The organism is Pseudomonas sp. GL_139_B (assembly GCF_057834475.1).
On record NZ_CM174403.1, the window covers coordinates 3,433,494 to 3,455,595 of the forward strand.

Annotated in this window: 22 protein-coding genes; 15 read left to right on the plus strand and 7 right to left on the minus strand. The window is 57.8% G+C overall.

Annotation, left to right across the window (positions count from 1 at the left end; translation table 11 throughout):
* Positions 1-75: 75 nt before the first annotated feature.
* The 3 genes from AC3ISI_RS15590 (at position 76) to AC3ISI_RS15600 (ending at position 3,278) form a co-directional block, all read left to right on the plus strand.
* Positions 76-1,185, plus strand: coding sequence for a polyamine ABC transporter substrate-binding protein (locus tag AC3ISI_RS15590; RefSeq protein WP_489332724.1), 1,110 nt, complete (start codon positions 76-78; stop codon positions 1,183-1,185).
* Between the two features lie 81 nt (positions 1,186-1,266).
* Positions 1,267-2,388, plus strand: coding sequence for a DmpA family aminopeptidase (locus AC3ISI_RS15595; RefSeq protein ID WP_489337726.1), 1,122 nt, complete (start codon positions 1,267-1,269; stop codon positions 2,386-2,388).
* Positions 2,389-2,561: 173 nt separating this feature from the next.
* Positions 2,562-3,278: a gamma-glutamylcyclotransferase gene (locus AC3ISI_RS15600; protein ID WP_489332725.1), complete on the plus strand. Its 717-nt coding sequence runs from the start codon at positions 2,562-2,564 to the stop codon at positions 3,276-3,278.
* 72 nt (positions 3,279-3,350) lie between these two features.
* Here the strand turns inward: AC3ISI_RS15600 and AC3ISI_RS15605 are convergent, their stop codons facing one another.
* The 3 genes from AC3ISI_RS15605 to AC3ISI_RS15615 form a co-directional block, all read right to left on the minus strand.
* Positions 3,351-3,833, minus strand: coding sequence for an HIT family protein (locus AC3ISI_RS15605; RefSeq protein WP_489332726.1), 483 nt, complete (start codon positions 3,831-3,833; stop codon positions 3,351-3,353).
* A 99-nt stretch (positions 3,834-3,932) separates the two neighbouring features.
* Entirely contained in the window at positions 3,933-4,334 is a 402-nt protein-coding gene (locus AC3ISI_RS15610; RefSeq protein ID WP_489332727.1) for a GFA family protein, read from the minus strand.
* Between the two features lie 163 nt (positions 4,335-4,497).
* Positions 4,498-4,983, minus strand: a complete 486-nt coding sequence (locus AC3ISI_RS15615) for an adenosine-specific kinase (RefSeq protein ID WP_489332728.1) — start codon at positions 4,981-4,983, stop codon at positions 4,498-4,500.
* A 282-nt stretch (positions 4,984-5,265) separates the two neighbouring features.
* Here AC3ISI_RS15615 and AC3ISI_RS15620 point away from each other — a divergent pair, with 282 nt between their 5' ends.
* Entirely contained in the window at positions 5,266-6,006 is a 741-nt protein-coding gene (locus tag AC3ISI_RS15620; protein ID WP_489332729.1) for a Mut7-C RNAse domain-containing protein, read from the plus strand.
* Between the two features lie 89 nt (positions 6,007-6,095).
* Here the strand turns inward: AC3ISI_RS15620 and AC3ISI_RS15625 are convergent, their stop codons facing one another.
* Both AC3ISI_RS15625 and AC3ISI_RS15630 read right to left on the minus strand, forming a co-directional pair.
* Positions 6,096-6,458, minus strand: coding sequence for a DUF6124 family protein (locus tag AC3ISI_RS15625; protein ID WP_489332730.1), 363 nt, complete (start codon positions 6,456-6,458; stop codon positions 6,096-6,098).
* Between the two features lie 607 nt (positions 6,459-7,065).
* Positions 7,066-7,950: a LysR family transcriptional regulator gene (locus AC3ISI_RS15630; RefSeq protein WP_489332731.1), complete on the minus strand. Its 885-nt coding sequence runs from the start codon at positions 7,948-7,950 to the stop codon at positions 7,066-7,068.
* Positions 7,951-8,071: 121 nt separating this feature from the next.
* On the opposite strand from AC3ISI_RS15630, the gene AC3ISI_RS15635 reads away from it, so the two are divergent.
* Complete coding sequence (locus tag AC3ISI_RS15635) at positions 8,072-9,733, plus strand: GMC family oxidoreductase (RefSeq protein ID WP_489332732.1); 1,662 nt, start codon at positions 8,072-8,074, stop codon at positions 9,731-9,733.
* 160 nt (positions 9,734-9,893) lie between these two features.
* Positions 9,894-11,516, plus strand: coding sequence for an MFS transporter (locus tag AC3ISI_RS15640; RefSeq protein WP_489332733.1), 1,623 nt, complete (start codon positions 9,894-9,896; stop codon positions 11,514-11,516).
* Between the two features lie 52 nt (positions 11,517-11,568).
* Here AC3ISI_RS15640 and AC3ISI_RS15645 read toward each other — a convergent pair whose 3' ends face one another.
* On the minus strand, positions 11,569-11,937 hold the full coding sequence (locus AC3ISI_RS15645) for a DUF427 domain-containing protein (RefSeq protein ID WP_489332734.1): 369 nt from the start codon (positions 11,935-11,937) through the stop codon (positions 11,569-11,571).
* Between the two features lie 282 nt (positions 11,938-12,219).
* Between AC3ISI_RS15645 and AC3ISI_RS15650 the strand changes: the two genes are divergently transcribed.
* From AC3ISI_RS15650 to msrA, 9 genes are all read left to right on the plus strand, one after another.
* On the plus strand, positions 12,220-14,169 hold the full coding sequence (locus AC3ISI_RS15650) for a DNA topoisomerase III (RefSeq protein ID WP_489332735.1): 1,950 nt from the start codon (positions 12,220-12,222) through the stop codon (positions 14,167-14,169).
* 131 nt (positions 14,170-14,300) lie between these two features.
* Positions 14,301-14,804: a GNAT family N-acetyltransferase gene (locus AC3ISI_RS15655; protein ID WP_489332736.1), complete on the plus strand. Its 504-nt coding sequence runs from the start codon at positions 14,301-14,303 to the stop codon at positions 14,802-14,804.
* Positions 14,805-14,949: 145 nt separating this feature from the next.
* Positions 14,950-15,162: a hypothetical protein gene (locus AC3ISI_RS15660; RefSeq protein WP_223511233.1), complete on the plus strand. Its 213-nt coding sequence runs from the start codon at positions 14,950-14,952 to the stop codon at positions 15,160-15,162.
* 162 nt (positions 15,163-15,324) lie between these two features.
* Positions 15,325-15,654 (plus strand): hypothetical protein, encoded by a 330-nt coding sequence (locus tag AC3ISI_RS15665; protein ID WP_489332737.1) that lies wholly within the window; start codon positions 15,325-15,327, stop codon positions 15,652-15,654.
* Positions 15,655-15,975: 321 nt separating this feature from the next.
* A complete protein-coding gene (locus AC3ISI_RS15670) occupies positions 15,976-16,395 on the plus strand; it encodes an organic hydroperoxide resistance protein (RefSeq protein WP_489332738.1) in 420 nt (139 codons plus the stop codon).
* A 501-nt stretch (positions 16,396-16,896) separates the two neighbouring features.
* The gene (locus tag AC3ISI_RS15675; protein ID WP_489332739.1) at positions 16,897-17,349 is read left to right on the plus strand and encodes an Ohr family peroxiredoxin; all 453 of its coding nucleotides are present in this window, start codon (positions 16,897-16,899) and stop codon (positions 17,347-17,349) included.
* A 105-nt stretch (positions 17,350-17,454) separates the two neighbouring features.
* Positions 17,455-17,907 carry an Ohr family peroxiredoxin gene (locus tag AC3ISI_RS15680; protein WP_489332740.1) on the plus strand — a complete coding sequence of 151 codons (453 nt, stop codon included), beginning with the start codon at positions 17,455-17,457 and terminating at the stop codon, positions 17,905-17,907.
* A 143-nt stretch (positions 17,908-18,050) separates the two neighbouring features.
* On the plus strand, positions 18,051-18,512 hold the full coding sequence (locus tag AC3ISI_RS15685; RefSeq protein WP_489332741.1) for a MarR family winged helix-turn-helix transcriptional regulator: 462 nt from the start codon (positions 18,051-18,053) through the stop codon (positions 18,510-18,512).
* A gap of 5 nt (positions 18,513-18,517) precedes the next feature.
* Positions 18,518-19,027 (plus strand): peptide-methionine (S)-S-oxide reductase MsrA, encoded by a 510-nt coding sequence (gene msrA, locus AC3ISI_RS15690; RefSeq protein ID WP_489332742.1) that lies wholly within the window; start codon positions 18,518-18,520, stop codon positions 19,025-19,027.
* A 55-nt stretch (positions 19,028-19,082) separates the two neighbouring features.
* Here the strand turns inward: msrA and AC3ISI_RS15695 are convergent, their stop codons facing one another.
* Positions 19,083-21,878 (minus strand): autotransporter outer membrane beta-barrel domain-containing protein, encoded by a 2,796-nt coding sequence (locus AC3ISI_RS15695; RefSeq protein WP_489332743.1) that lies wholly within the window; start codon positions 21,876-21,878, stop codon positions 19,083-19,085.
* Between the last annotated feature and the right edge of the window lie 224 nt (positions 21,879-22,102).

The window sequence follows — 22,102 nt, forward strand, 5'->3', positions numbered from 1 at the left end:
ACAACAAAAATTCACACACTAGCAGGAGCAGTGCTCGTGTCCTTGGACCCGGCGTTAATGCTCTGGAGCATCCCGATGAAATCGTCTCGCTACATGCCATTCGTCCTGGTCACGCTTTTCAGTTTCGGCCTGGCCTGCGCCAAGGCCGACGAGCCTGCCAAATCCAGCGTGCACGTCTACAACTGGTATGACTACATTGCCCCGAACACGATGAAAGACTTCCAGAAAGAAGCGGGCATCAGCGCTGTGTACGATGTGTTCGACAACAGCGACGTCATGCAAAGCAAACTGATGGCCGGCCGCAGCGGCTATGACGTAGTGGTTGCCAGTGGCGACCTGCTACCGAACCTGATCAAAGCAGGTGTGCTGAAAAAACTGGATCGTTCAAAGTTGCCCAACTGGTCCCACCTCGACCCCGAAATCCTCGCCAAGTTGCAGAGCAACGATCCCGGAAACAGCTATGCGGCCCCTTATCTGTGGGGTACCACTGGCATCGGCTATGACGCGGACAAGGTTAAATCGATACTCGGGCCAGATGCGCCCGTTAATTCCTGGGACCTGATTTTCAAGGAAGAGAATCTGGCCAAACTAAGTCAATGCGGTGTGGCCATGCTCGACGCCCCTAGCGAAGTCATTCCCATCGCGTTGCACTACCTTGGACTGCCTTACAACAGCCAGAACCCGGAGGATTACAAAAAAGCCGAGGAACTGTTGCTGAAACTGCGTCCCCATATCGTCTACTTCGATTCGTCCAAGTTCATCTCTGATCTGGCCAACGGCAACATCTGCGTCGTGCTGGGCTGGGCGGGTGGTGTCGCCGATGCGCAAAAGGCCTCTGAACTGGCCGGGAACCATCGCAACCTCGTCTACAGCATTCCTCGCGAAGGTGCCCCGGTGTGGGTGGAGAGTCTGGTGCAGCTCAACGATGCGCCGAACCCGGAGCAAGGGTTGGCCTTCATCAACTACATGCTGCGCCCCGAAGTCATCGCCGATTCATCCAACTACCTGAGCTATCCGAACGCCAACAAGGATGCCACCGCGCTTGTCGAGCAAAAAATCCGCGACAACCCTGGTGTGTATCCGTCCAAACAAGTGTTGGACACGCTATTTCCGCTGGAACCACTGCCACTGAAGATGGAGCGCATACGCACCCGCGCGTGGAACACGGTCAAGACCGGCGCTTGATCGGCAGACGCGGCTCTGCTGATGACTGACCAAGCCCCGTGATGAAACAAATCAAACAAAAGAGAAATCATGAAAATGACGATGAAACCACGTGCCCGTGACCTGAACATTCAGTTCGGCCAACTGCAACCCGGTCCGCTCAATGCCATCACCGACGTGCCCGGCGTACGGGTCGGCCACAGCAATGTGCGAGGACGCACCGCCAACGGCCGCGACATCCTGACCGGTGTCACCGTTATCGAACCGCGTGCCGGTTCCACCAGCCAGCAACCGTGCTTTGCCGGCGTCCATGTGTTGAACGGCAACGGTGACGCCACCGGCCTGGAATGGATTCGCGAGGCGGGTCTGTTGACCAGTCCCATCGCTTTCACCAACACCCACAGCCTGGGCGTGGTGCGCGATGCGCTGATTGTGCTGGATCGGGAGCAGCAGCCGGATGACGGTCGCCTCTACTGGAACATGCCGGTGGTGCTGGAGACCTTCGACGGCTTGCTCAACGACATCAACGGCTTCCATGTGAAGATTGAACACGTGGCCGAGGCCCTGGGTTCGGCCAAAAGCGGGCCGGTAACGGAAGGCTCCGTCGGGGGCGGTAGCGGCATGATCTGTCATGAATTCAAGGGCGGCATCGGCACCGCATCACGGCGCCTGAGCAGTGCTCAGGGCGGCTGGACCGTTGGCGCCATCGTCCAGGCCAACCACGGCATTCGTAACGAACTGCGCGTCGACGGCTACCCGGTCGGACGCTACATGGAACAGGCCGACTCGCCGTTCCTCAAGGCTTCGCTGCCGCACCCGGGCATGGGCTCGATTGTCGTTTGCCTGGCCACCGATGCGCCGTTGCTGCCGCATCAATGTACGCGCCTGGCGCAACGGGCCAGCCTCGGTCTCGCCCGCACCGGTGGCGGTAATGAAGACCACAGCGGTGACATCTTCATCGCCTTCGCCACCGGTAATCAGATGCCGCCGGCCGCTTACGAGAGTAAGCACGCGCCGACTACCGACAACCTGAGCATGGTCAACAACGACCACATCAGCGAGTTGTTCCTGGCTGCCACCGAAGCGGTGGAAGAAGCCATCATCAATGCTTTGCTGGCCGCCGACACCGCCGAACGCAACGGTCATGCCGTGCCGGGCCTGGATTCGGAAACGTTGCTCAAAGCCCTGCATCAGGCCGGCTGGCCGGGAGCGACGAATGGCTAACTGATCCCGCGGTGTTGAGGTGGTGTGCGTGTTTCGCGTTTATGCCACCTCAATCACTTTGTGCCATCGACCGGTTGAATCCACAGCCCAATAGAGGCTCATGGCATGCCTACTCATTCAGCACGCAGTGCTAGACTTTTTTGTTGATCAGCCCTGAGAGCCTGGTATGAACGATGAAAAAAACAACGCGAGTCATAGGCCGAAACCTGACAGAGGAACTCGTCGCTTGTGTTGAGCGGTTTGAGCCCGATCCTGGACCCGAACCGGGCACGACCGAACACACCAAAGCAGAGTTTGATGCGATGGTGGAGGCACTTTTACGTGAATACAAACCGGAAGATCTTTGGATCTTTGCTTATGGCTCACTGATATGGAATCCGGAGTTCGAATTTTTGGAAAGCCGTAACGCCACCGCCTATGGGTGGCATCGGTCGTTCTGCCTGAAACTCACTCGCTGGCGTGGCACACGCGAGTTACCCGCCCTGATGTTGGCCCTCGACCGCGGCGGAAGCTGCAATGGGTTGGCATACCGCCTTCCAGCGCAGGATCACTTCAAACAACTGGGACTGTTAATGTTCCGAGAAATTGACGCCAACCCACCGACCAATGTTCCGCGCTGGATTTCGGTTAAAACCGAGACTGGGATATTGCGTGCACTAGCTTTTGTCGCAGCACGCGACGGAATGGCCTACGCAGGCAAGTTGCCAATGGAAAAGGTTGCACAGGTGTTGGCTCGCGCAGCCGGGCACTGGGGCTCGGCAGCCCAGTATCTATTCCGCACCGTGACTATGCTGAAAGAGCATGGCATTCGTGACCGTAATATGTGGCGAATACAAAGCCTGGTCGCACAGGAAATCGAAGAGTCCTTGTGCGCTGCGAAGAAGTCCTGAAATTGCTTCTGTGTGATGGGCAAGGATGGGGGTGTTGTTCCAGCAGATATCGCCCCATCACGCAAAGGGTCTCTATTTGAACGCCTGGCGTAATTCATCAATGACTTGCTTCACCGAAGGGCCTTGAATGGCTGGAGGCTGCGGACTTTCCCCAAATTCGCGCCATATGAATAGCGTGAGTTCCGCCCCATCGGTCAGTGTCTGGGCATTATCGGGAGTGGCAAAGGTCTGCAGCAATCTGTACCTCGCATCCTTCCAGAACAGATCTTCAACCCAGTGGTAAACGGGAATGAAGTGAAAGTGGATGGGATAGCGTGGGTCATGACCGAATCGACTGATATAGAGCCACTTGGGCTTCAGTCGCTCTTCAAGAATTTTCTGGATTGTCGCGAGCAGGCCGCCCAACTCAGCCAAGGCACCGCCCGTAAGTTCGGTCAGCGAGCCGACATGTTCCCTTGCCCCCAGCATTAGATAGCCAGGAAGCGCGGATGACATGTGATGATTGAGTATCCAATGGGTGGATTCGTGGACGATGAATTGCGGTGCTACTTCCATGTGCGGGCTCTCTCCCTATCGGTCACACAGAATATCAACGGATCAATGAAGTGTCTGTTTCTTGGCCGATTGCAAAGGGATGCAATCGACCCATTGTGCTCATGGGTGTTGTGGCCACTGATCCAGAATCTCGTACCACGAGGCCTTGGACTTCACCTGAACGTGTTTTTGTTTAACCGAGGGGAATGTTGTGTCCAAAGTCCCTAACGCTATCGAAATCCAGTCGGAGTATTCACCCTGGCTCGCCGACCAGAACAGCGTCGAACCGCATTGACGGCAAAACTGACGAGATGCTGATTCAGAAGACTGGTACGACGTGATGCTGGTGGCACCCTGAGTAAGTTGCAAATCATCACGCAACACGCTGCCATAGCTGGCGAAAGCTGCCCCGTGGCTTTTGCGGCATTGGCTGCAATGGCAGTGAGAAAGCGCTTGGGGTTGTGACAAGATCCGGTATTTAACGGCGCCGCAAAGGCAGCTGCCCTGGATGGAATCAGTCATTCAGGGGAGATACCTTGAACTGAGTAGGCCGCAAATTTAAACAGCCAGCGTCATCGTTGTCGACCGGTCGAATCCACAGCCTATCAAGTGCCCTGCAACATTTTCGCCGTTACGGGATCTGCGGATCAGTGAATGGATTCGCTATTAAATGATTCTCTGCAATTCACAGTTTGTAGCCAATCTGCCGCAACAAGTTCTTGCGCCACAGGATGTCGTCGTCGCCTTCAATGTCTTTGGCACAGAAGCCATCCACTACGCCCAGAATGGCTCGCCCTTGTTCCGTCTCAGCGAGAATCACCTCTGTTGGATTGGCGGTTGCACAAAAAATACGGCATACCTCTGGCACCATTTTGATGGTGTTTAACACGTTCAGCGGATAGAAACCGTCGCCCAGGAAAATGATGAAACTATGGCCTGCGGCGATGGCTTTCGCATTTTTCTGTGCAAGCTCAATCATAGAGGTATCGGTGCCAGACCATCGCAGCAGGCATTTGCCAGAGGCTTCACAAAAGGCCACGCCAAACTGGATACCTGGCACGGCATTGACCAATGCTTCGTGGATGTCCTCGACGGACTTGATAAAGTGCGTCTGACCCAAAATGAAGTTCGTTACATCCGGCTTATCGATTTTCAACGTGATGAGTTGCATCTCAAACGCCTCCTTTCACGATGCTGCCACCAGAGACTGGCAACAGACAAAGCATAGCAACTCATTTGATATTGCTCCGTCCACTGACGGCTTTAGGCTGTTGATCCAACCGGTCAATGCAACAGATTGGCTAAATCGTTCAGCGAGTGTTCAAGTCTCTCTGAAGACTTTGCCTCCCCCAATTTTCGGCGACGGGGCTCCTCCGAAAGGGCTCTGACCAAACTCGTCTCAAGATGTCCGGCCAAAAGGCGCTGTTCTTGCAGCCCTGCCATACTGTTAAACATGATCAGTGCAACCTTTCGCTTCTACGAGGAGCTCAACGATTTCCTGCCGGCCGAACGGCGGCGGCAGTCCTTCACCTGCAAGTGCGCGCAAGGGGCGACGGTCAAGCACATGATCGAGGCGCTCGGGATACCGCACACCGAGGTCGAGCTGGTGCTGCTCAACGGTGAATCGGTGGGCTTCGAGCGGGTGATCTTCGACGGTGACCGTCTGGCGGTGTATCCCAAGTTCGAGGCGCTGGACATCAGCCCGCTGCTGAAGGTTCGTGCGCAACCTTTACGGGTGCTGCGCTTCGTCGCTGACGCGCACCTTGGCGGGCTGGCCAACCTGCTGCGCATGAGCGGCTTCGATACCCTTTACGACAATGGCTTCGAGGATGGCGAGATCGCCGAGATCGCGGCGCAGCAAGGACGCATCGTGCTAACCCGCGATCGCGCACTGCTCAAGCGGCGGATCATCAGCCACGGCTGTTACGTGCATGCCCTGAAGCCGTCGCTGCAGCTGCGCGAATTGTATGAGCGCCTTGACCTGGCGCGCAGCGCGCGGCCATTCAGCCTGTGCCTACACTGCAACCTGCCGCTGCACGAGATCAGCCCGGAACTGGCTCGACCGCAGGTGCCGCCACGCATTGGCGCCCTCTATTCGCACTTTCTGCGCTGCGACGCTTGCCAACGGGTTTACTGGGAAGGTTCGCACTGGCGCGGTATGTGTGCATTGCTGGCACCTCTGCTGAACCGATAGCCAGGCGCATCGGGCCGGCTGGTAGCCAGGGATAACCGGTGATCCTTCTCTGTGGCGAGGAACTAACCCCGCGCCACAGAGGGTCGTGCTTACTCCTTCAGCTCAACCTTATCCAACGCCTGATTCACCGCCAATTCCCCCAACATGACCACTTGCGTAATCCCCTGCAGGGTCTTGCGGTGTGAGTTGTCCAATAACGCCGCGAAATTGCTCAGCATGGTGGTGGCCGAGCCCAGTGATTCGCTGGCGTTGGCCAGCAGGGATTCGGTGTCGTACTTGGGGTTGGCGAGGAACATGGGTTCGGGTTCGTGGGTGCTGGCCATGATTTGGGCGGCCGGGTTGAGGTAGTGGTCGAGGGCGCGTTCGGCCGCTTCGTGGAATTTTTTGAAATCGAGGGATTCGTAGGGCGATGCCGGATCGGTTTCCGGTGGATTGGGTGTTGGTTTGATCATGGAACCTCTAGCGCGAATATTCAAAGGAGCCATCACCCTCGCTACCAAACGAAAGGTGGCGGCCATACGCAGGTTGGTAGACCGGTCGCACTAGAACCCGGCGCCCACGAATGGGCCCCACGCATGACCACCATAAAAACAAAGTCTTAAAAAACGACTGTGCAAGGTGACGCCACGCATCTAGGCATAAACCGGGCTACCAAACCCGATCACTGTTTTTCAGTGACCCAGCCACGATAGAACCCGTGTCCCAGACGCACAAGCCGGCGGATTCTGTCTTACCTGTAGGCGATGGCGCAAGGCGTTGTAGCCTTTGGGTGGTAACAGGAGGCTTCGTTTAAACAGGCAAGATTTTTGCTGTTTAAGCGTCTGCGAAATGGAGGAATTACTCACTGCGTCAGGCTAATGAAATCCCTGGAGTGAGCCTGCTCGCGATGACGGCAGCCCATTCAACATCGATGTTGGCTCACACACCGCTATCGCGAGCAGGCTCACTCCTTGGAGATTGTGTTTTATCTGGGGGTATTGGAAGGGCATAAACATGCGCTGCCTGCCCTGCTCAGTCGTTCCAAGCAGATCCAGCCAGTGGCTGATGGGCTGCCGAACGCTAACCCAGCAACAACCCCTGCTCCGCCTCACACAACCCCACCACATAATCCCAAACCACCCGTAGCCTGACCGACTTGTGCAGTTCGCGCCGGGTACTGATCCAGTAACTGCGCTCGATGCTTTCATCTGGCAACAACGGCACCAGATCCGGATCAGCAATCGCCATGTAGCACGGCAACACCGCGATGCCCAACCCGGAACGCGCAGCCTGTTGCTGGGCGATGACGCTGGTGCTGTGGAACACCACGCGCGGATTGCGGCAGAAGCTGTTGAGGAACATCAGTTCCTGGCTGAACAGCAAGTCGTCGACGTAGCCAATCCAGGCATGGCGGCCGAGGTCTTCGCGGCTGTGCAATGGCGGTGATCGGTCGAGATACGCCTGACTGGCGTAGAGCCCCAGTCGGTAGTCGGTGAGTTTGCGGGTGACCAGCATGTCAGCGGCCGGGCGTTCGAGGTGGATGCTGATTTCGGCTTCGCGGTTGAGGATGCTGACAAAGCGCGGCACCGCCACCAGTTCCACTTCAAGCCCGGGATAGCGTTCGAACAGGCCATTCATGCGGCTGGCGAGGAACATGATGCCCAACCCTTCCGTGACGCCGACGCGAATCTTGCCCAGCGGCGCGGTGGACTGGGTGATTTCTTCCTGGGCCAGCAACGCGACGTTTTCCATGGCTTCGGCATGTTTGAGCAGCGCCTCGCCGGCCGGGGTCATTTCGTAACCCTGGGCATGCTGGACAAACAGCGCGGTGCCGAGGCTCTTTTCGATGGCCTCGATGTGCCGGGCGACCGTGGCGTGGGTGGTGTTCAAACGGCGGGCAGCGGTGAGCAAACGCCCGCTGCGCTGCAACTCGAGAAAAAACCGCAGGTCATTCCAGTCGAACATGATCCGTCCTTGAGGCAAGGCTGTTTAAAAACGCACAGCGGCTGCGCAAAAACTAACATTCTTTTGCCGAAAGCTAACAACTAGGATGACTGACAACAAGAACAACAAGACGAGGTCAGGGATGCAGACTCTCCTGGATGAATTCGACTACATCGTGGTCGGCGCCGGGCCGGCCGGTTGTTTACTGGCCAATCGGCTGTCGGCCAACCCGCAACACCGGGTGCTGTTGCTCGAAGCCGGTGGCCGCGATAACTACGCGTGGATTCACATTCCCGTGGGTTACCTGTTCTGCATCGGCAACCCGCGCACCGACTGGTGCTTCAAAACCCAGGCGCAACCCGGCCTGCAAGGTCGTACCCTGAGTTACCCGCGCGGCAAGGTACTCGGCGGCTGTTCTTCGATCAACGGTATGATCTACATGCGCGGCCAGGCGGGCGACTATGATCGATGGACCGCGGACGGCAATCCGGGCTGGAGCTGGAACGACGTGTTGCCGCTGTTCAAAAAGAGCGAAAACCATTTTGCCGGCGACTCTGAATTTCACGGCGCCAGTGGCGACTGGCGGGTCGAGCGTCAGCGGTTGTCGTGGCCGATTCTCGATGCCTTCCGTAGCGCTGCAGAGCAAAGCGGCATCGCCAGCATTGATGATTTCAACCAGGGCGATAACGAAGGCTGCGGCTACTTTCAGGTCAATCAGAAGGCCGGGGTCCGTTGGAACGCAGCCAAGGCGTTTCTCAAACCGATTCGCCATCGCGCCAATCTCACGGTGCTGACCGACGTCGAAGTGGACCGCGTGCTACTGGAAAACGGCCGCGCATCAGCGGTCATCACACGCTGGCAAGGTCAGGCGAAAACCTTCAAGGCGCGCAAGGAAATCGTCCTGTGTGCCGGCTCCGTCGGTTCACCAGGCATCCTCCAGCGCTCCGGAATCGGCCCTCGTCCGCTGCTGCAAAAACTCGGGATCGGCGTGGCCCATGAGCTGCCGGGGGTGGGCGGTAATCTTCAGGATCACCTGCAACTGCGGTTGATCTACAAGCTGGAAAATGCCCGGACACTGAACCAGATCGCCGCCAGCGTGTGGGGCAAAATGGGCATGGGCCTGCGCTACCTGTATGACCGCAGCGGCCCGCTGTCCATGGCGCCAAGTCAACTAGGGGCCTTCGCCCGCTCGGGGCCGGAACAGACCTCGGCCAATCTCGAATACCACGTGCAGCCGTTGTCTCTGGAGCGTTTCGGCGAACCGTTGCACCCCTTCCCTGCCTTTACCGCTTCGGTCTGCGATCTTCGGCCGCAAAGCCGTGGCCGGGTGGACATCAGTTCTGCTAATCCGCAGGACGCGCCGCTGATCCAGCCGAACTATTTGAGCCACCCGGAGGACTTGCGCGTGGCGGCCGACGCCATTCGTCTGACCCGTCGCATCGTTGCCGCACCGGCGCTGCACGCCTTCAATCCGGTCGAGTATTTGCCCGGTGCGCGCTTGCAGACCGAAGAAGAATTGCACGAAGCCGCCGCGCAGATCGGCACCACCATTTTCCATCCGGTGGGCACCTGCCGGATGGGCAACGACGTTGACGCGGTGGTTGATGCCGAGTTACGGGTCCACGGCATTCCTGGATTACGCATAGCTGACGCCTCGATCATGCCGCGCATCACCTCGGGCAATACCTGTTCGCCGACGTTGATGATTGCTGAAAAAGCGGCGCAACTAATACTCGAAACTACCGCCAACACAGCCCCTGTAGGAGCGAGCTTGCTCGCGAAAGCGGTGGAACTGCAACATTGATGGTGTCTGACACAACGCCATCGCAAGCAGGCTCGCTCCCACAGGGAATTTTTGCAGTCCTCCAGGGATTGAACGTTGTTCGCGGCATTGAGCTTTACCCCTGCAAGGAACACGCAACACCAGTGGAACAACAAAAACAATCACTGAGAGGGATACCGATATGTCAGAACATGTTCAGCCTCTAGAAGCCGTGCCGGTCGAAACGATCAGCCGCGACACCCGCAAAGTCATCTTTGCTTCATCGCTCGGGACGGTCTTCGAGTGGTACGACTTTTTCCTCTATGGCGCCTTGGCGGCGGTAATCAGCAAACAGTTTTTTGCCGGGGTCAACGACACCACGGCGTTCATTTTTGCGCTGATGGCCTTCGCGGCGGGCTTTGTGGTGAGGCCCTTCGGCGCTTTGGTATTCGGACGTTTGGGGGACATGATCGGGCGTAAATACACGTTCCTCGCGACCATCGTGCTCATGGGCCTGGCGACCTTTTGCGTCGGCTTGCTGCCGACCTACGCGAGCATCGGCATCGCCGCGCCGATCATCCTCGTGGCGCTGCGGATGCTTCAGGGCCTGGCCCTGGGCGGTGAATACGGCGGCGCTGCCACCTATGTCGCAGAGCACGCCCCCATCGGTAAACGCGGTTTCCACACCAGCTGGATTCAGTCCACCGCGACCCTCGGCTTGTTGCTGTCGCTGCTGGTAGTGCTCGGCTGCCGCTACTTCACCGGCGACCAGTTCGAAGTCTGGGGCTGGCGCATTCCGTTTCTGTTTTCGATCATTCTGCTGGGCATCTCGACCTGGATTCGCCTGAGCCTGCACGAATCGCCCGCCTTCGTGAAAATGAAAGCCGAAGGCAAACTCTGCAAATCGCCGCTGCGCGATTCCTTCGGCAAGTGGGAAAACCTCAAAGTCGTGCTGATTGCCCTGTTCAGCATCAACGCCGGGCAAGCGGTGACCTTTTACGCCGCGCAGTTTTACGTGCTGTTTTTCCTCACTCAATTCCTCAAAATGGACCCGGCCTTGGCCAACGGCCTGCTGATCGTCAGCGTGATCATCGGCGCACCATTCTTCATCTTCTTTGGCTGGCTGTCGGACAAGGTCGGACGCAAACCGGTGCTGATGATCGGCCTGCTGTTGGCCACTGCGCTGTATTTCCCGATCTTCAAATCCCTGGCGCATTACGCCAACCCGGCCATTGACCAGGCCAGCCGTCAGGCGCCGATCACCGTATTGGCGGACCCGGCAACGTGCACGTTCCAGTTCGACCCGGTGGGCAAGGCGAAATTTGATAGCCCGTGCGACAAGGTCAAAACCTTTCTGGTCAAGCAAGGCTTGCCGTACGCCAGCGCCGCCGCACCCGCTGGTAGCGGCGTGCAGGTCAGTGTCGGTGACGTGACGCTGGAAGGCTTCGACGAAGCGGCCCTGCGTGGAGCGGTGACCCTCGCCGGCTATCCGTCAAAGGCTGACATGCAGCAAATCAACAAACCGATGATCGTCGCGCTGATCGTGATCCTGATCATCATCTCGGCCATGTGCTATGGGCCGCTGGCGGCGTTGATGGTCGAATTGTTCCCGACGCGCATCCGCTACACCTCGATGTCACTGCCCTACCATATCGGTAATGGTTGGTTTGGCGGGTTCCTGCCGACCGTGTCGTTTGCGTTGGTGGTCTACACCGGGGACATCTTTTACGGGCTCTGGTACCCGGTGGTGATTACCGCGGTGAGCCTGGTAGTGGGAATGATCTGTTTGCGCGAGACCAAAAACGTCGATCTCGATAAAAACTGACGGGGTTTTGTGGCGAGGGGCTCCCTCGCCACACACCTTGGGAAAACGATCCTCAGACCTCGGCGTCCAGTAACTCGAACTTCACCTGATCCGGGTAGAACGCCACATATTCGCGTATCTGCTCAACGGATATTTTAGGATTCTCGTAACTCCAAACCGCATTGGCGCCTTCATGCCCTGGGACTTGCAAGCTGAAATAGCTGGCATCGCCCTTGTAGGGGCAATAGCTGGTGTGGTCGGTGCGGGCGAAATACTTTTCGTCGATGTCCTCTCGCGGCACGTAATACACCGGCGGGTAATTGGCTTCCAACAACACCAGTGCGCGCGCGGACGCGGCCACCTGAATGCCATGAAACTTCACCAGCAGGCAGCCCGGCTGCTCGGCGATGGTAATGACAGGACTAGGACCGGAACTTTTCATGGAATACGTTCCTCATGACAGTGATGAACCTGTAAGAGCGTGCGGTGCGGCGATCCGGCTTGCCCGCGATGGATCGCGCAGCGGCCCCAAAACCTGAGACCACACCTGTCAGGTATAACCCAAAATTCGCCTTCACCACGGGCTCGCAGCCGAACGGGCCGTGTGGGCGGCAGCAAACAAACGCAACAGACTTGCTGTACATCCATACAGATAAAGATTGATCGATTGCTCATCTGCGGCCATTCTGTGCGCCTCTTGCGCACTTGATGAACGATGGTGGTTATGCGGCTGTACCTCTGTGAAAAACCTTCCCAGGCCAAAGACATTGCGGCCGTGCTCGGCGCCAAGCGTCGGGGCGATGGCTGCTGGCTGGGAACAGACGTCACGGTGACCTGGTGCATCGGCCATTTGCTCGAAACCGCACCGCCGGACGCCTATGACGCGCGCTACAAACGCTGGGTACTGGCGGACCTGCCGATTATTCCCGAAAAATGGAAGATGACCGTCAAGCCGCGCACGGCCAGCCAGTACAAAGCCGTCAAACGCTTGCTCGGCGAAGCCGATGAGTTGGTGATCGCCACGGACGCCGACCGCGAAGGGGAGATGATCGCCCGCGAACTGGTCGAGCACTGCCGTTATCGTGGGCCGATCCGCCGGCTATGGTTGTCGGCGCTTGACGATGCGTCGATCCGCAAGGCACTGGCCGCGCTCAAGCCAGGGGCTGAGACCTTCAGCCTTTATCATTCGGCGTTGGGCCGCTCCCGCGCCGACTGGCTGATCGGGATGAACATGAGCCGGTTGTTTACGCTGCTGGGGCGTCAGTCCGGTTACCAGGGCGTGTTGCCGGTGGGGCGGGTACAGACACCCACGTTGCGGCTGGTGGTGGACCGTGATCGCAGCATTGCCGATTTCGTCCCCGTGGCTTACTGGGCCATCGACGTGCAACTGTTGCACGACGGCACGGCGTTCACGGCACAGTGGCGCGCTGCCTCCGATGTTTGCGACGATCAGGACCGCTGCCTGAACCAGGCCCTGGCGCAAGACGCCGCCCAAGCGATTGGCAATGCAGCGACTGCACGCGTGATCAAACTGCGCACCGAGCGCATGCGTGAAATGGCGCCCTTGCCGTTCGACCTGGGCACCTTGCAGGAAGTCTGCTCGAAGAAGTTAGGGCTCGGCGCCCAGGAAACCCTCGACATCGCCCAGGCGCTCTACGAAACCCACAAGGTCATCACCTACCCCCGCAGCGATTGCGGTTTTCTGCCGTTGAGTCAGCACAGTGAAGCGCCGGGGATTCTCGCTGCTTTGCGCCAGGCCGATCCGTCCCTGAACGCGCTGAACGATTACCTGGAACCGCAACGGCGCTCACGGGCCTGGAACGATGCCAAGGTCACGGCTCACCACGGCATCATCCCGACGGTGGCGGCGAAGAATCTGGATCGGCTGGTGGGCAAACAGCGGGCGGTCTACACACTGATCCGCGCCCGTTATCTGGCGCAGTTCCTGCCCAATCATGAATACGACCGTACCCAGGCGGATTTCAACTGCGCCGGTGAAGCCTTGCGCGCTGTTGGCAAGCAGATCGTCGAGCCCGGCTGGAAACGTGCCCTGCCGGAAGCCCTGGCGCCCGCCAAGGGTCGCGAGGCGCCCGCGCCACAAACCCTGCCGGCATTGGCCGAAGGGCTCGATTGCGCGGTGGCTGACGTGAAGCTCAAGGACCTGTGGACGCAACCACCCAAACCGTTCACCGAAGGCGACCTGATCAAGGCCATGAAGAACGTGGCCAAATTGGTGGAAGATCCGCTGCTCAAACAGAAGCTCAAGGACACCACCGGCATCGGCACCGAGGCGACACGCGCCTCGATCATCCAGGGCCTGCTCGACCGGGGTTATCTGATCAAGAACGGCAAAGCACTGGCCGCCACCCCAGCGGCCTTCAGCCTGATCGATGCCGTGCCCCGCGCAATTGCCGACCCCGGCACCACCGCGATCTGGGAACAGGCGCTGGATATGGTGCAGAGCGGCGAAATGAGCCTGGAAGAATTCGTCACCAAACAGGCCGCGTGGATGAGCAAGCAAGTCGCCCGTTGCGCGGGTCTGAGCCTGACCATCAGCGGGCCGGCCAGCCCGGCCGGTAGTGGTGCTGCACCGTGGAAGAAAAAACGCAAACAGGCGACACGCAAACCCTCGACGGGCACCAAACGCACAGCGAAACCGACAAGCAAGGCTTGATTGCACTTCGAACGGACGGTGATGGTCTAGTGTTCTTCGCGCTCAGGAAAGGCGCAAAGTATGACTTCGCATCGCGCTGAAAGATCCTGACCGGACCACGGACGGCCCTGCGCAATCTGGAGCGTCTTCAAATGCCTTCGATAGAGTTACACGCCGCCCAGCGCGACGACCTCGACACCCTCGAAAACCTGATGCAGTTCTACGTCTACGACTTCAGCGAATGGCTGCCACTGAAACTGGGGGAGCATGGTTTTTTTAGTATCCAGCCCAAACAGGATTATTGGCGCAACCCCGCGACCCAACCGTTTCTGATCAGAGTGGACGGTGAGCTGGCCGGTTTCGTGACCGTGGATAACGACACCCACATCGACGGCGCCGAGTACAACATCGGCTACTTTTTTGTCAGTCGGCGCTTCCGTGGCCAAGGAGTCGCGAAGATTGTCGCTTCCACCCTCTTGAGCCAATTCCCCGGTCAATGGCAGATTTTCCATATCGATGCGAACCCGCCTGCACGGCGGTTCTGGGCCAAAGTGATGCCTGATCTCACGGGCAATCAATTCACCCTGCATCAGCAGCCAGTAGACGGTTATCCCTGCACGTTCTACCGCTTCCAGAGCCCGCAGCCGTCGGCCTGACGGACGTGTTCCGCCCTCGCTTTTTCATTCCAATCCGTTTTGTCCGACAATATGTAGTGCATTAAAATATTCACTACATAGTGGTTGACGCCTCCGATTTGCCCTTGCATGATGCAGACATCTCCCCGATCGGGAGTACCGCAACATGTTTGAGCAAGCTCGTCTGACCGCCGAGCTGTTTTTCCCGGATACACGCTGCCCACAAGGCAGATTGAAGAAGCTGACCTGGCCCGAACGTCCAGTACAAGGACGAGAAGCGCTGGCGATCAATCCTCATGAAGCTTGTGGCCGACCCTCAAAAGTCGGCAGTGGCCAGAAGGTTATCGCTGCTTCTCTTCGTTGTGACGCTAACGCGTAGCAGTTATTCAACACGACTACATGCAACAGACGCGGGACCCCCGTTGAATTCGACGGCCGACCGCTGACGTCCTGGTTTCGGTGCCAGGGATCAACTAACCGATGGGCTACTTGTATTAGCGACTCAACTTTGAAAAATCACCAAATGGTCAAGGGGCATATTATGAATCTGAACAACCAACCTACTATCGATGAACTGGCTCGTATGTTCGCGGCGCAAAAAGACAGCCTCGACAGCCACATTCTGTGGATCAGCAAATCGGGCCAGGTTCATATCGACTGCCTGTCGCCTCACGCTCATGAAGCGGAGTTCGACCAGAACAACCAGAACCTGCTCGCCCGCCTGAAGATGTACCGTCGCGGCCAGGGCTATGTCGGCAAGAAAGCGGCGGCCGACAAGGACTTCATCGGTAATGTTCTGCACACGCTGAAACAGGCATGGGCATCGCTGCAGAACCAGAACGAAGTTCGGGTGATTGATCGGTTCTACTAATGATGTGACGTCAAACCTGACTCACTCATAAAAAAGCGCTTCACGGAAAACCGGGAAAGACGTTCTTGATCTTAATGAAAAAGAACTCGCTTTCCCGGTTTTCGTTTGCTTGCTGAATGACCTCTCGTGCAGGTTTGAAGGACGACGCGCAGATTTGTATTGATCTGTATGTTCGACGCGGATCTTACACAGCGATACATAACGGCCGGTTCAAGACACATACGCACGACATGAGGATGCAAAAGTGGGCTTCGTCGCAAGGGTTTCCCAGAACCCTGCGACTTGAATGATGAAGCCCTCTACCCTCAGCAGGAACCTGCCATGATCAATCAAATCGATACAGTGCTGTACACCGGAAAAACCCACACCACCGGCGGCCGTGACGGTCAGTCGAAAAGTTCGGACGGACGCCTGGACATCAAGCTGTCCCCGCCCGGCTCGTCTGGCAGCGGCACCAATCCGGAACAGCTACTGGCGGCGGGTTGGTCGGCCTGTTTTATCGGCGCAATGGGTAAGGCGGCGGTTGCGTTGAAGGTGACTCTGCCGAGCGACGTTGCCGTGGATACTGAAATTGACCTGGGCAAGACCGACAACGCTTTTTTCCTCCAGGCACGCCTCATTGTCAGCCTTCCGGGCCTCGATCAGGCGGTCGCCCGGGCCGTCGTGGACGCCGCCCATCAAACCTGCCCGTACTCCAAAGCGACCCGCGGCAACATCGACGTCGAGATCAATCTGATTTGATCCGGCCTGCGGTGACAGCCTGTCTTTTGGGGGCAGGCTGTACCGATAGTATTTTTCCGTCCTGCGGCTTTTTTGCCAGGATCAAATCGATCTAAAAAGCACGCTTTACACCGCGCACGCTTTGCTATTCTGAAGATGTAGGTGAAGACGCAGACTGATGCGCAAGCGGATAGCAAGGAGACGTGGGGCACGTCCCGAAGGGTACACGGTTAGAAAGATCTCCGCGCTGAGATCCAGCCCTTACGCCGTGTGAAGCAGAAGTACATAACACTGTTCTGTCAGAGTCCTGATAAACCTTGTAAGCCAGAAACCAGCACTGGCCACCTACTCGAAATCCGAAGCCCGCGTTAAGCGGGCTTTTTCGTTTCTGACCACTCGTCGCGAACGCGCCCTACTCCCCCTTGACACCGGTGGGGGTCTGCGGGACTATTATTACATCGCGTACGATACAAACGTACGCGTCACAATATCAAACCTACTGCAACGTTGAGGATTCATCCCATGAGCAAGATCGAAAAAGTCCTGGCCTCCGGCAAGACTCACACCAAAATGAGCGCTGCTGGCGTTACTTCGCGCGGCCATAACGGCACCGTCGACATCCAGCTTTCTTCGCCTGGCAACGCAGCGCCTGCACATGTGTTCGAAGCCACCCAGCCACACCCTAAAGCCGAGCAATTGTTCGCCGGTGCCTGGTCGGCCTGCTACATCGCCGCCGTCGGCCTCGCCGCCAAGCAAATGAACGTCGAACTGCCCTCGGATGTGGCGGTGGACATCGAAGTCGACCTGGGCCAGACCGGTGAGGCCTACTTCCTCCAAGCACGATTGACGCTGCGCGCACCTGGCCTGTCGCACGAGGTCGCGACAAAACTGGCACACGACGCTGACCAGATCTGCCCGTACTCGAAAGCAACGCGCGGCAACATCGACGTGGCCATTAACGTCCTCACGGCTTGAAGCACCGTGTAACCGAGCCAGTCATTGGCGTCTAAAACCCCACATATATCGCATACGATGTAAGCGTATGCGAAACACAAATTACCGAATTTTTAAGGAATCACCATGAGCAAGATTGAAAAAGTCCTGGCCACCGGCAAAACCCACACCACCGCCAGCAGCAACGGCCACACTTCGCGCGGCCACAACGGCAGCCTTGATATCGCGCTCTCGTCGCCCGGAAACACCACGCCAGCGCACGTGTTTGCTGCGACCCAGCCGCACCCGACTGCCGAGCAACTGTTCGCCGGCGCCTGGTCGGCCTGCTACACCGCCGCCGTCGGGCTGGTCGCCAATGACATGAACGTGGTGCTGCCAGCGGATTTGTCGGTCGACATCGAAGTCGACCTGGGCCAGACCGGTGAGGCCTACTCCCTCCAAGCACGATTGACGCTGCGCGCACCTGGCCTGTCGCACGAGGTCGCGACAAAACTGGCCCACACTGCTGACCAAATCTGCCCGTACTCGAAAGCAACGCGAGGCAACATCGACGTGGACTTGAACGTGCTCACGGCGTAAATCACGGCGCGGCGGGTTCGGCACTGAGTCGAGCCCGCCACTGGCCGTTGATCATTTTTGAAGTTACCGCCCTTACGACACCATCGCACACGAGGTATATTTCAGCCTTGCGCGACAGCAGTCTTCGACGAATGAGGTGACAGATGAAACCCACCGCCCCAGCGGCACCCACGAGCCCCAAGCTCTCTGACTTTCTGTGTTTTGCGGTCTATTCCACCAACCTCGCCTTCGGCAAGGCGTACAAGCCGATCCTGGAAAAACTCGGCCTGACCTACACGCAATACATCACCATCGTAGCGTTGTGGGAGGAAGATGATCAGACCGTCGGCAGCCTGGGTGAAAAGCTGTTTCTTGAGTCGAACACCCTCACGCCTATCCTGAAAAAGCTCGAAGCGATGGGCTACCTGCAGCGCCAGCGCGATCCCGAGGATGAGCGTCAGGTGCGGATCAACCTGACCAAGGAAGGCAAAGGTCTGCGCGAAGGCCGCCCGGAAATGGGCCTCGCCGGCGCGACAGGTCTGACGCCGGACGAGTTCGTCCAAATGCAAAAAGCGATCGTGACGCTGCGTAACAACTTGATCAAATCGATGAATACTGAGGAGTGAGTGCAATGACCACGCAAACCGAAACCGCAATTCTGGCCGGCGGCTGCTTCTGGGGCATGCAGGACTTGATCAGACGAATCCCCGGCGTGCTCTCGACACGGGTCGGTTACTCGGGCGGTGATGTACCCAATGCCACTTACCGCAACCATGGCACCCACGCGGAAGCCATCGAGATCGTGTTCAATCCGGCGGTGATCAGCTATCGCCAGATTCTTGAGTTTTTCTTCCAGATTCACGACCCTTCGACCACCAATCGTCAGGGTAACGACGTTGGCCTCAGCTACCGTTCGGCGATTTTCTATCTCAACGAGGAACAGCGCGATGTGGCCGAGGACACGGCAGCGGATGTGGATGCTTCCGGCCTGTGGCCTGGCAAGGTCGTGACAGAAATCGTGCCCGCTGGCCCGTTCTGGCAGGCCGAACCGGAGCATCAGGATTACCTGGAAAAAGTGCCCAACGGTTACACCTGTCACTTCATTCGACCTAACTGGAAACTGCCGAAACGCGCGCTGTGAAATTGCCTGTAGCCGCTGCCGAAAGCTTCGACAGCGACTACCGCCTTACGCTGAATTACCAGTTGTAGCGATAACCCACGGTCGCCGCCCAAGGCTGCTCGATGTTGTTGCCTTTGGTGTAGCCCGCTTCAGCGAAGACGTTGTGTTTGTCCGCCGCGGCCACCATGACTCCGCCTGCCATTTCGGCACGGGAACCCGGCAGGCGACTGTCGAGCTTCGCACCGCTGACCTTTACGTGACTGTCGCCCGCATGCTCGGTGACCCAGGTCGCTTTGGCATAGGGTTTGACGGCCACGCCGTTTGCCAGTTGCAGATCACGCCCTAATGTCCCGCCGACGCGACTTTGCACTGAGACCATCGAATCCTGCTCGACGCTCAAGCCGTTGCTGGCGGTGTAGCGGCCGCCACTGATGTGCGCGACTTGCATCCCGACCTGGGGTTCGGCAAACCAGCCTTGACCCAGTTCGAGGTGTTGACCGAGCTGAACGTCTGCGCTCACGGCGTGATTCTTGTAGTCCGCCTTGACCTTGTCGCCGAGGTTGCTGGTGATGTTGATGTCGTTGGTCAGATAGCTGTATTTCAGTGCGCCATCGACATACAACCCGCTGCGGTCCAGGTAGCTGGCATAACCGCCGAGCGTGGTGCTGTCGATCTTGCCTTTGCTGGCCTCGCCGAAATCTTGCCGGCCACGACCCTCGCCGATCAAACCACCCACGTACAGCGTCCCCTCGTCGAGGGACACGGCGGTGTCGGCGCCGATTTCCAGGCCGTTGAGCTGTTGCGTGAAGGCACGACTGGTGCCGGTATCCACACGTTGTTTGGCGCCATAGGTACGAGTCCAGATGCCACCTTTGTCCTTACCGGATCGCAGCTCAGCGAAATGCGCCGTAGTGGCGTTCATCTGGGCACTGATCAAGGCGGCACCGGCGGCTTGATTGGCCACGGCGGCGTTGGCGCCTTTACTCAGGGTTTGCGCCTTGGGTACAGGCGGTTTCGGTTTGGGAATATCATTAGGCACGACCGGCGTGTTAGGTGCGTCAGGTGCGTTCGGCACGACGGGCGTGGTCGGCACTTCTGGAGTGGTTGGCATCTCGGGCGTGGTCGGCACTTCTGGAGTGGTTGGCATCTCGGGCGTGGTCGGCACTTCTGGAGTGATTGGCACTTCGGGCGTGGTCGGCACTTCTGGAGTGGTTGGCATCTCGGGCGTGGTCGGCACTTCTGGAGTGATTGGCACCTCGGGCGTGGTCGGCACTTCTGGAGTGATTGGCACCTCGGGCGTGGTCGGCACTTCTGGAGTAGTTGGCATCTCGGGCGTGGTCGGCACTTCTGGAGTGATTGGCACCTCGGGCGTGATTGGCACCTCTGGAGAGTTCAGGCTGGCCAGATACCAGTCATTATCTTCCTGCTGCAACTGGAAACGATAGGCGCCAGCATCAACGTAATTACCAAACAGATTGAAGTTACCATCACCGCCATTGCCATCCACCAGCATCAAACCCTGCTGCGCGTCGGCAGGCGCATTGCCTGAGTCGGCAACCACCAACGTATGGTTTCCGCTGACCGCCCCGTGCAACTTGAGCGAATCACCTTGCCGGGACGCCAGATCAGTGCTCATCAAGAAGCGGCCGTTGCCGCTAAGCGGACCATTGATGGTCAGCGTGTGAAAGCCGTCGAGCTTAGCAAAACTGACGTCGCCATCTAATTGATTGTTTCCACTGAGCGCCGCGTTGCCCCTGAGGTTCAACTCGCCGCCCTGATGGATGGTTGTGTCAATGGCTTCGGCCCCCTTCTCCAGCAGCATCGCCCCCCCGTCATTGACCGTGGTGCGAGTGGCTTTGGCTGAGACGCTTACAGATATTCGACCTCTATTGACCGTGGTGTCCTCGGCCTCAGAGTTATTGTCGAGATACAAGCCATTCTCGCTGTCGACGGTGGTCCGAAGGGCTTTAGCCTTGCCAGTCAGAGTTATAAATCCACTTCCTTCCACAGAGCTGTCCTCCGCCACAGCGCTATCGCCGACATACAAGTTGCCCTTTGCGACCGTGGTGCGAATGGATTTGGCCGAGTGGAATAGGTTCATATGCCCATTTTTTAAAGTACTGTCCTCGGCCACACTGCCGTCGGAGAGATCCAACACTCCTCCGTCGATGATGGTGCGAATGACTTTGCCCGAGTCGCCGACTTCCAGGCGACCACCTGTTTGCACAATGCTGTCATGGGCTTCAGCATTGTGGTAGACGTTCAGTCGCCCTTTACCTTGCACTGTGGTGTGAACTGCTTTTCCTGTGTTCTCGACTTGAAGTCGACCGCCTGCTTGCACAACACTTTTATGGGCTTCAGCATTGTGGAAGACATTCAGCTCCCCGTTGTCTTCGACGGTGGTGCCAATGGCTTTGGCCGAGTTGTCTACGAATATGCGACCTTTTTTTACAGTGCTGTCCTCGGCCACAGCGTTTTCATAGAGCTCCAGGGTTCCCCCCTCGACGGTGATGCGAATGGCCTTGGCCGAGCCCTGCACTTCAATTTCACCACCGACTTGCAGAGTACTGTCCTCGATCAAACTGTCCTCTCCGGCCTCCAGAAATCCCTTGTCTTTGACCGTGATGCCCGTTGCCCGCCCCGTATCGTGGAGCTCGACTTGGCTATTAGTTACGCTACTGTTACTGAACACGCCGTTATTGCCGAAAAATACCGTGGTATCATTATTGAGATCCCAAGACTGTGTCGTCTTGTAGCAACCGGAGTACCAATAGCAAGTAGCCTCAGCCTCACCCGGCATAGCCCCCAACACCAACAAAGCACTCGATACCGAAACCGACAACCGAGACAACCGCATACCCAACGCAAACATGGTGATCCACCGACAACAACAAAGAAGAGGCGGCGAAGTTTGCGCAGGTGCGGCTGTAGGTTAACGGCGGCAACTCCTAAGTTTTTGTAGGACGCGGACTACAAGATCATGGCCTCACGGGTGGCCTGAATGTGTTTTTCCAAACGTTTCATTGGTGGGCAAAAGCTTCCAGCACTGGGGAGAAGTAGAAGAAAATCCCCCCTTGGCTCAATCACTTGATGGAA

What these genes read in the sequence shown, in the direction of transcription:
- AC3ISI_RS15590 (WP_489332724.1), top strand. Translation starts at nt 76, where the DNA reads ATGAAATCGTCTCGCTACATGCCATTCGTCCTGGTCACGCTTTTCAGT.
- AC3ISI_RS15595 (WP_489337726.1), top strand. Translation starts at nt 1,267, where the DNA reads ATGAAACCACGTGCCCGTGACCTGAACATTCAGTTCGGCCAACTGCAA.
- AC3ISI_RS15600 (WP_489332725.1), top strand. Translation starts at nt 2,562, where the DNA reads ATGAAAAAAACAACGCGAGTCATAGGCCGAAACCTGACAGAGGAACTC.
- AC3ISI_RS15605 (WP_489332726.1), bottom strand. Translation starts at nt 3,833, where the DNA reads ATGGAAGTAGCACCGCAATTCATCGTCCACGAATCCACCCATTGGATA.
- AC3ISI_RS15610 (WP_489332727.1), bottom strand. Translation starts at nt 4,334, where the DNA reads ATGACTGATTCCATCCAGGGCAGCTGCCTTTGCGGCGCCGTTAAATAC.
- AC3ISI_RS15615 (WP_489332728.1), bottom strand. Translation starts at nt 4,983, where the DNA reads ATGCAACTCATCACGTTGAAAATCGATAAGCCGGATGTAACGAACTTC.
- AC3ISI_RS15620 (WP_489332729.1), top strand. Translation starts at nt 5,266, where the DNA reads ATGATCAGTGCAACCTTTCGCTTCTACGAGGAGCTCAACGATTTCCTG.
- AC3ISI_RS15625 (WP_489332730.1), bottom strand. Translation starts at nt 6,458, where the DNA reads ATGATCAAACCAACACCCAATCCACCGGAAACCGATCCGGCATCGCCC.
- AC3ISI_RS15630 (WP_489332731.1), bottom strand. Translation starts at nt 7,950, where the DNA reads ATGTTCGACTGGAATGACCTGCGGTTTTTTCTCGAGTTGCAGCGCAGC.
- AC3ISI_RS15635 (WP_489332732.1), top strand. Translation starts at nt 8,072, where the DNA reads ATGCAGACTCTCCTGGATGAATTCGACTACATCGTGGTCGGCGCCGGG.
- AC3ISI_RS15640 (WP_489332733.1), top strand. Translation starts at nt 9,894, where the DNA reads ATGTCAGAACATGTTCAGCCTCTAGAAGCCGTGCCGGTCGAAACGATC.
- AC3ISI_RS15645 (WP_489332734.1), bottom strand. Translation starts at nt 11,937, where the DNA reads ATGAAAAGTTCCGGTCCTAGTCCTGTCATTACCATCGCCGAGCAGCCG.
- AC3ISI_RS15650 (WP_489332735.1), top strand. Translation starts at nt 12,220, where the DNA reads ATGCGGCTGTACCTCTGTGAAAAACCTTCCCAGGCCAAAGACATTGCG.
- AC3ISI_RS15655 (WP_489332736.1), top strand. Translation starts at nt 14,301, where the DNA reads ATGCCTTCGATAGAGTTACACGCCGCCCAGCGCGACGACCTCGACACC.
- AC3ISI_RS15660 (WP_223511233.1), top strand. Translation starts at nt 14,950, where the DNA reads ATGTTTGAGCAAGCTCGTCTGACCGCCGAGCTGTTTTTCCCGGATACA.
- AC3ISI_RS15665 (WP_489332737.1), top strand. Translation starts at nt 15,325, where the DNA reads ATGAATCTGAACAACCAACCTACTATCGATGAACTGGCTCGTATGTTC.
- AC3ISI_RS15670 (WP_489332738.1), top strand. Translation starts at nt 15,976, where the DNA reads ATGATCAATCAAATCGATACAGTGCTGTACACCGGAAAAACCCACACC.
- AC3ISI_RS15675 (WP_489332739.1), top strand. Translation starts at nt 16,897, where the DNA reads ATGAGCAAGATCGAAAAAGTCCTGGCCTCCGGCAAGACTCACACCAAA.
- AC3ISI_RS15680 (WP_489332740.1), top strand. Translation starts at nt 17,455, where the DNA reads ATGAGCAAGATTGAAAAAGTCCTGGCCACCGGCAAAACCCACACCACC.
- AC3ISI_RS15685 (WP_489332741.1), top strand. Translation starts at nt 18,051, where the DNA reads ATGAAACCCACCGCCCCAGCGGCACCCACGAGCCCCAAGCTCTCTGAC.
- msrA (WP_489332742.1), top strand. Translation starts at nt 18,518, where the DNA reads ATGACCACGCAAACCGAAACCGCAATTCTGGCCGGCGGCTGCTTCTGG.
- AC3ISI_RS15695 (WP_489332743.1), bottom strand. Translation starts at nt 21,878, where the DNA reads ATGTTTGCGTTGGGTATGCGGTTGTCTCGGTTGTCGGTTTCGGTATCG.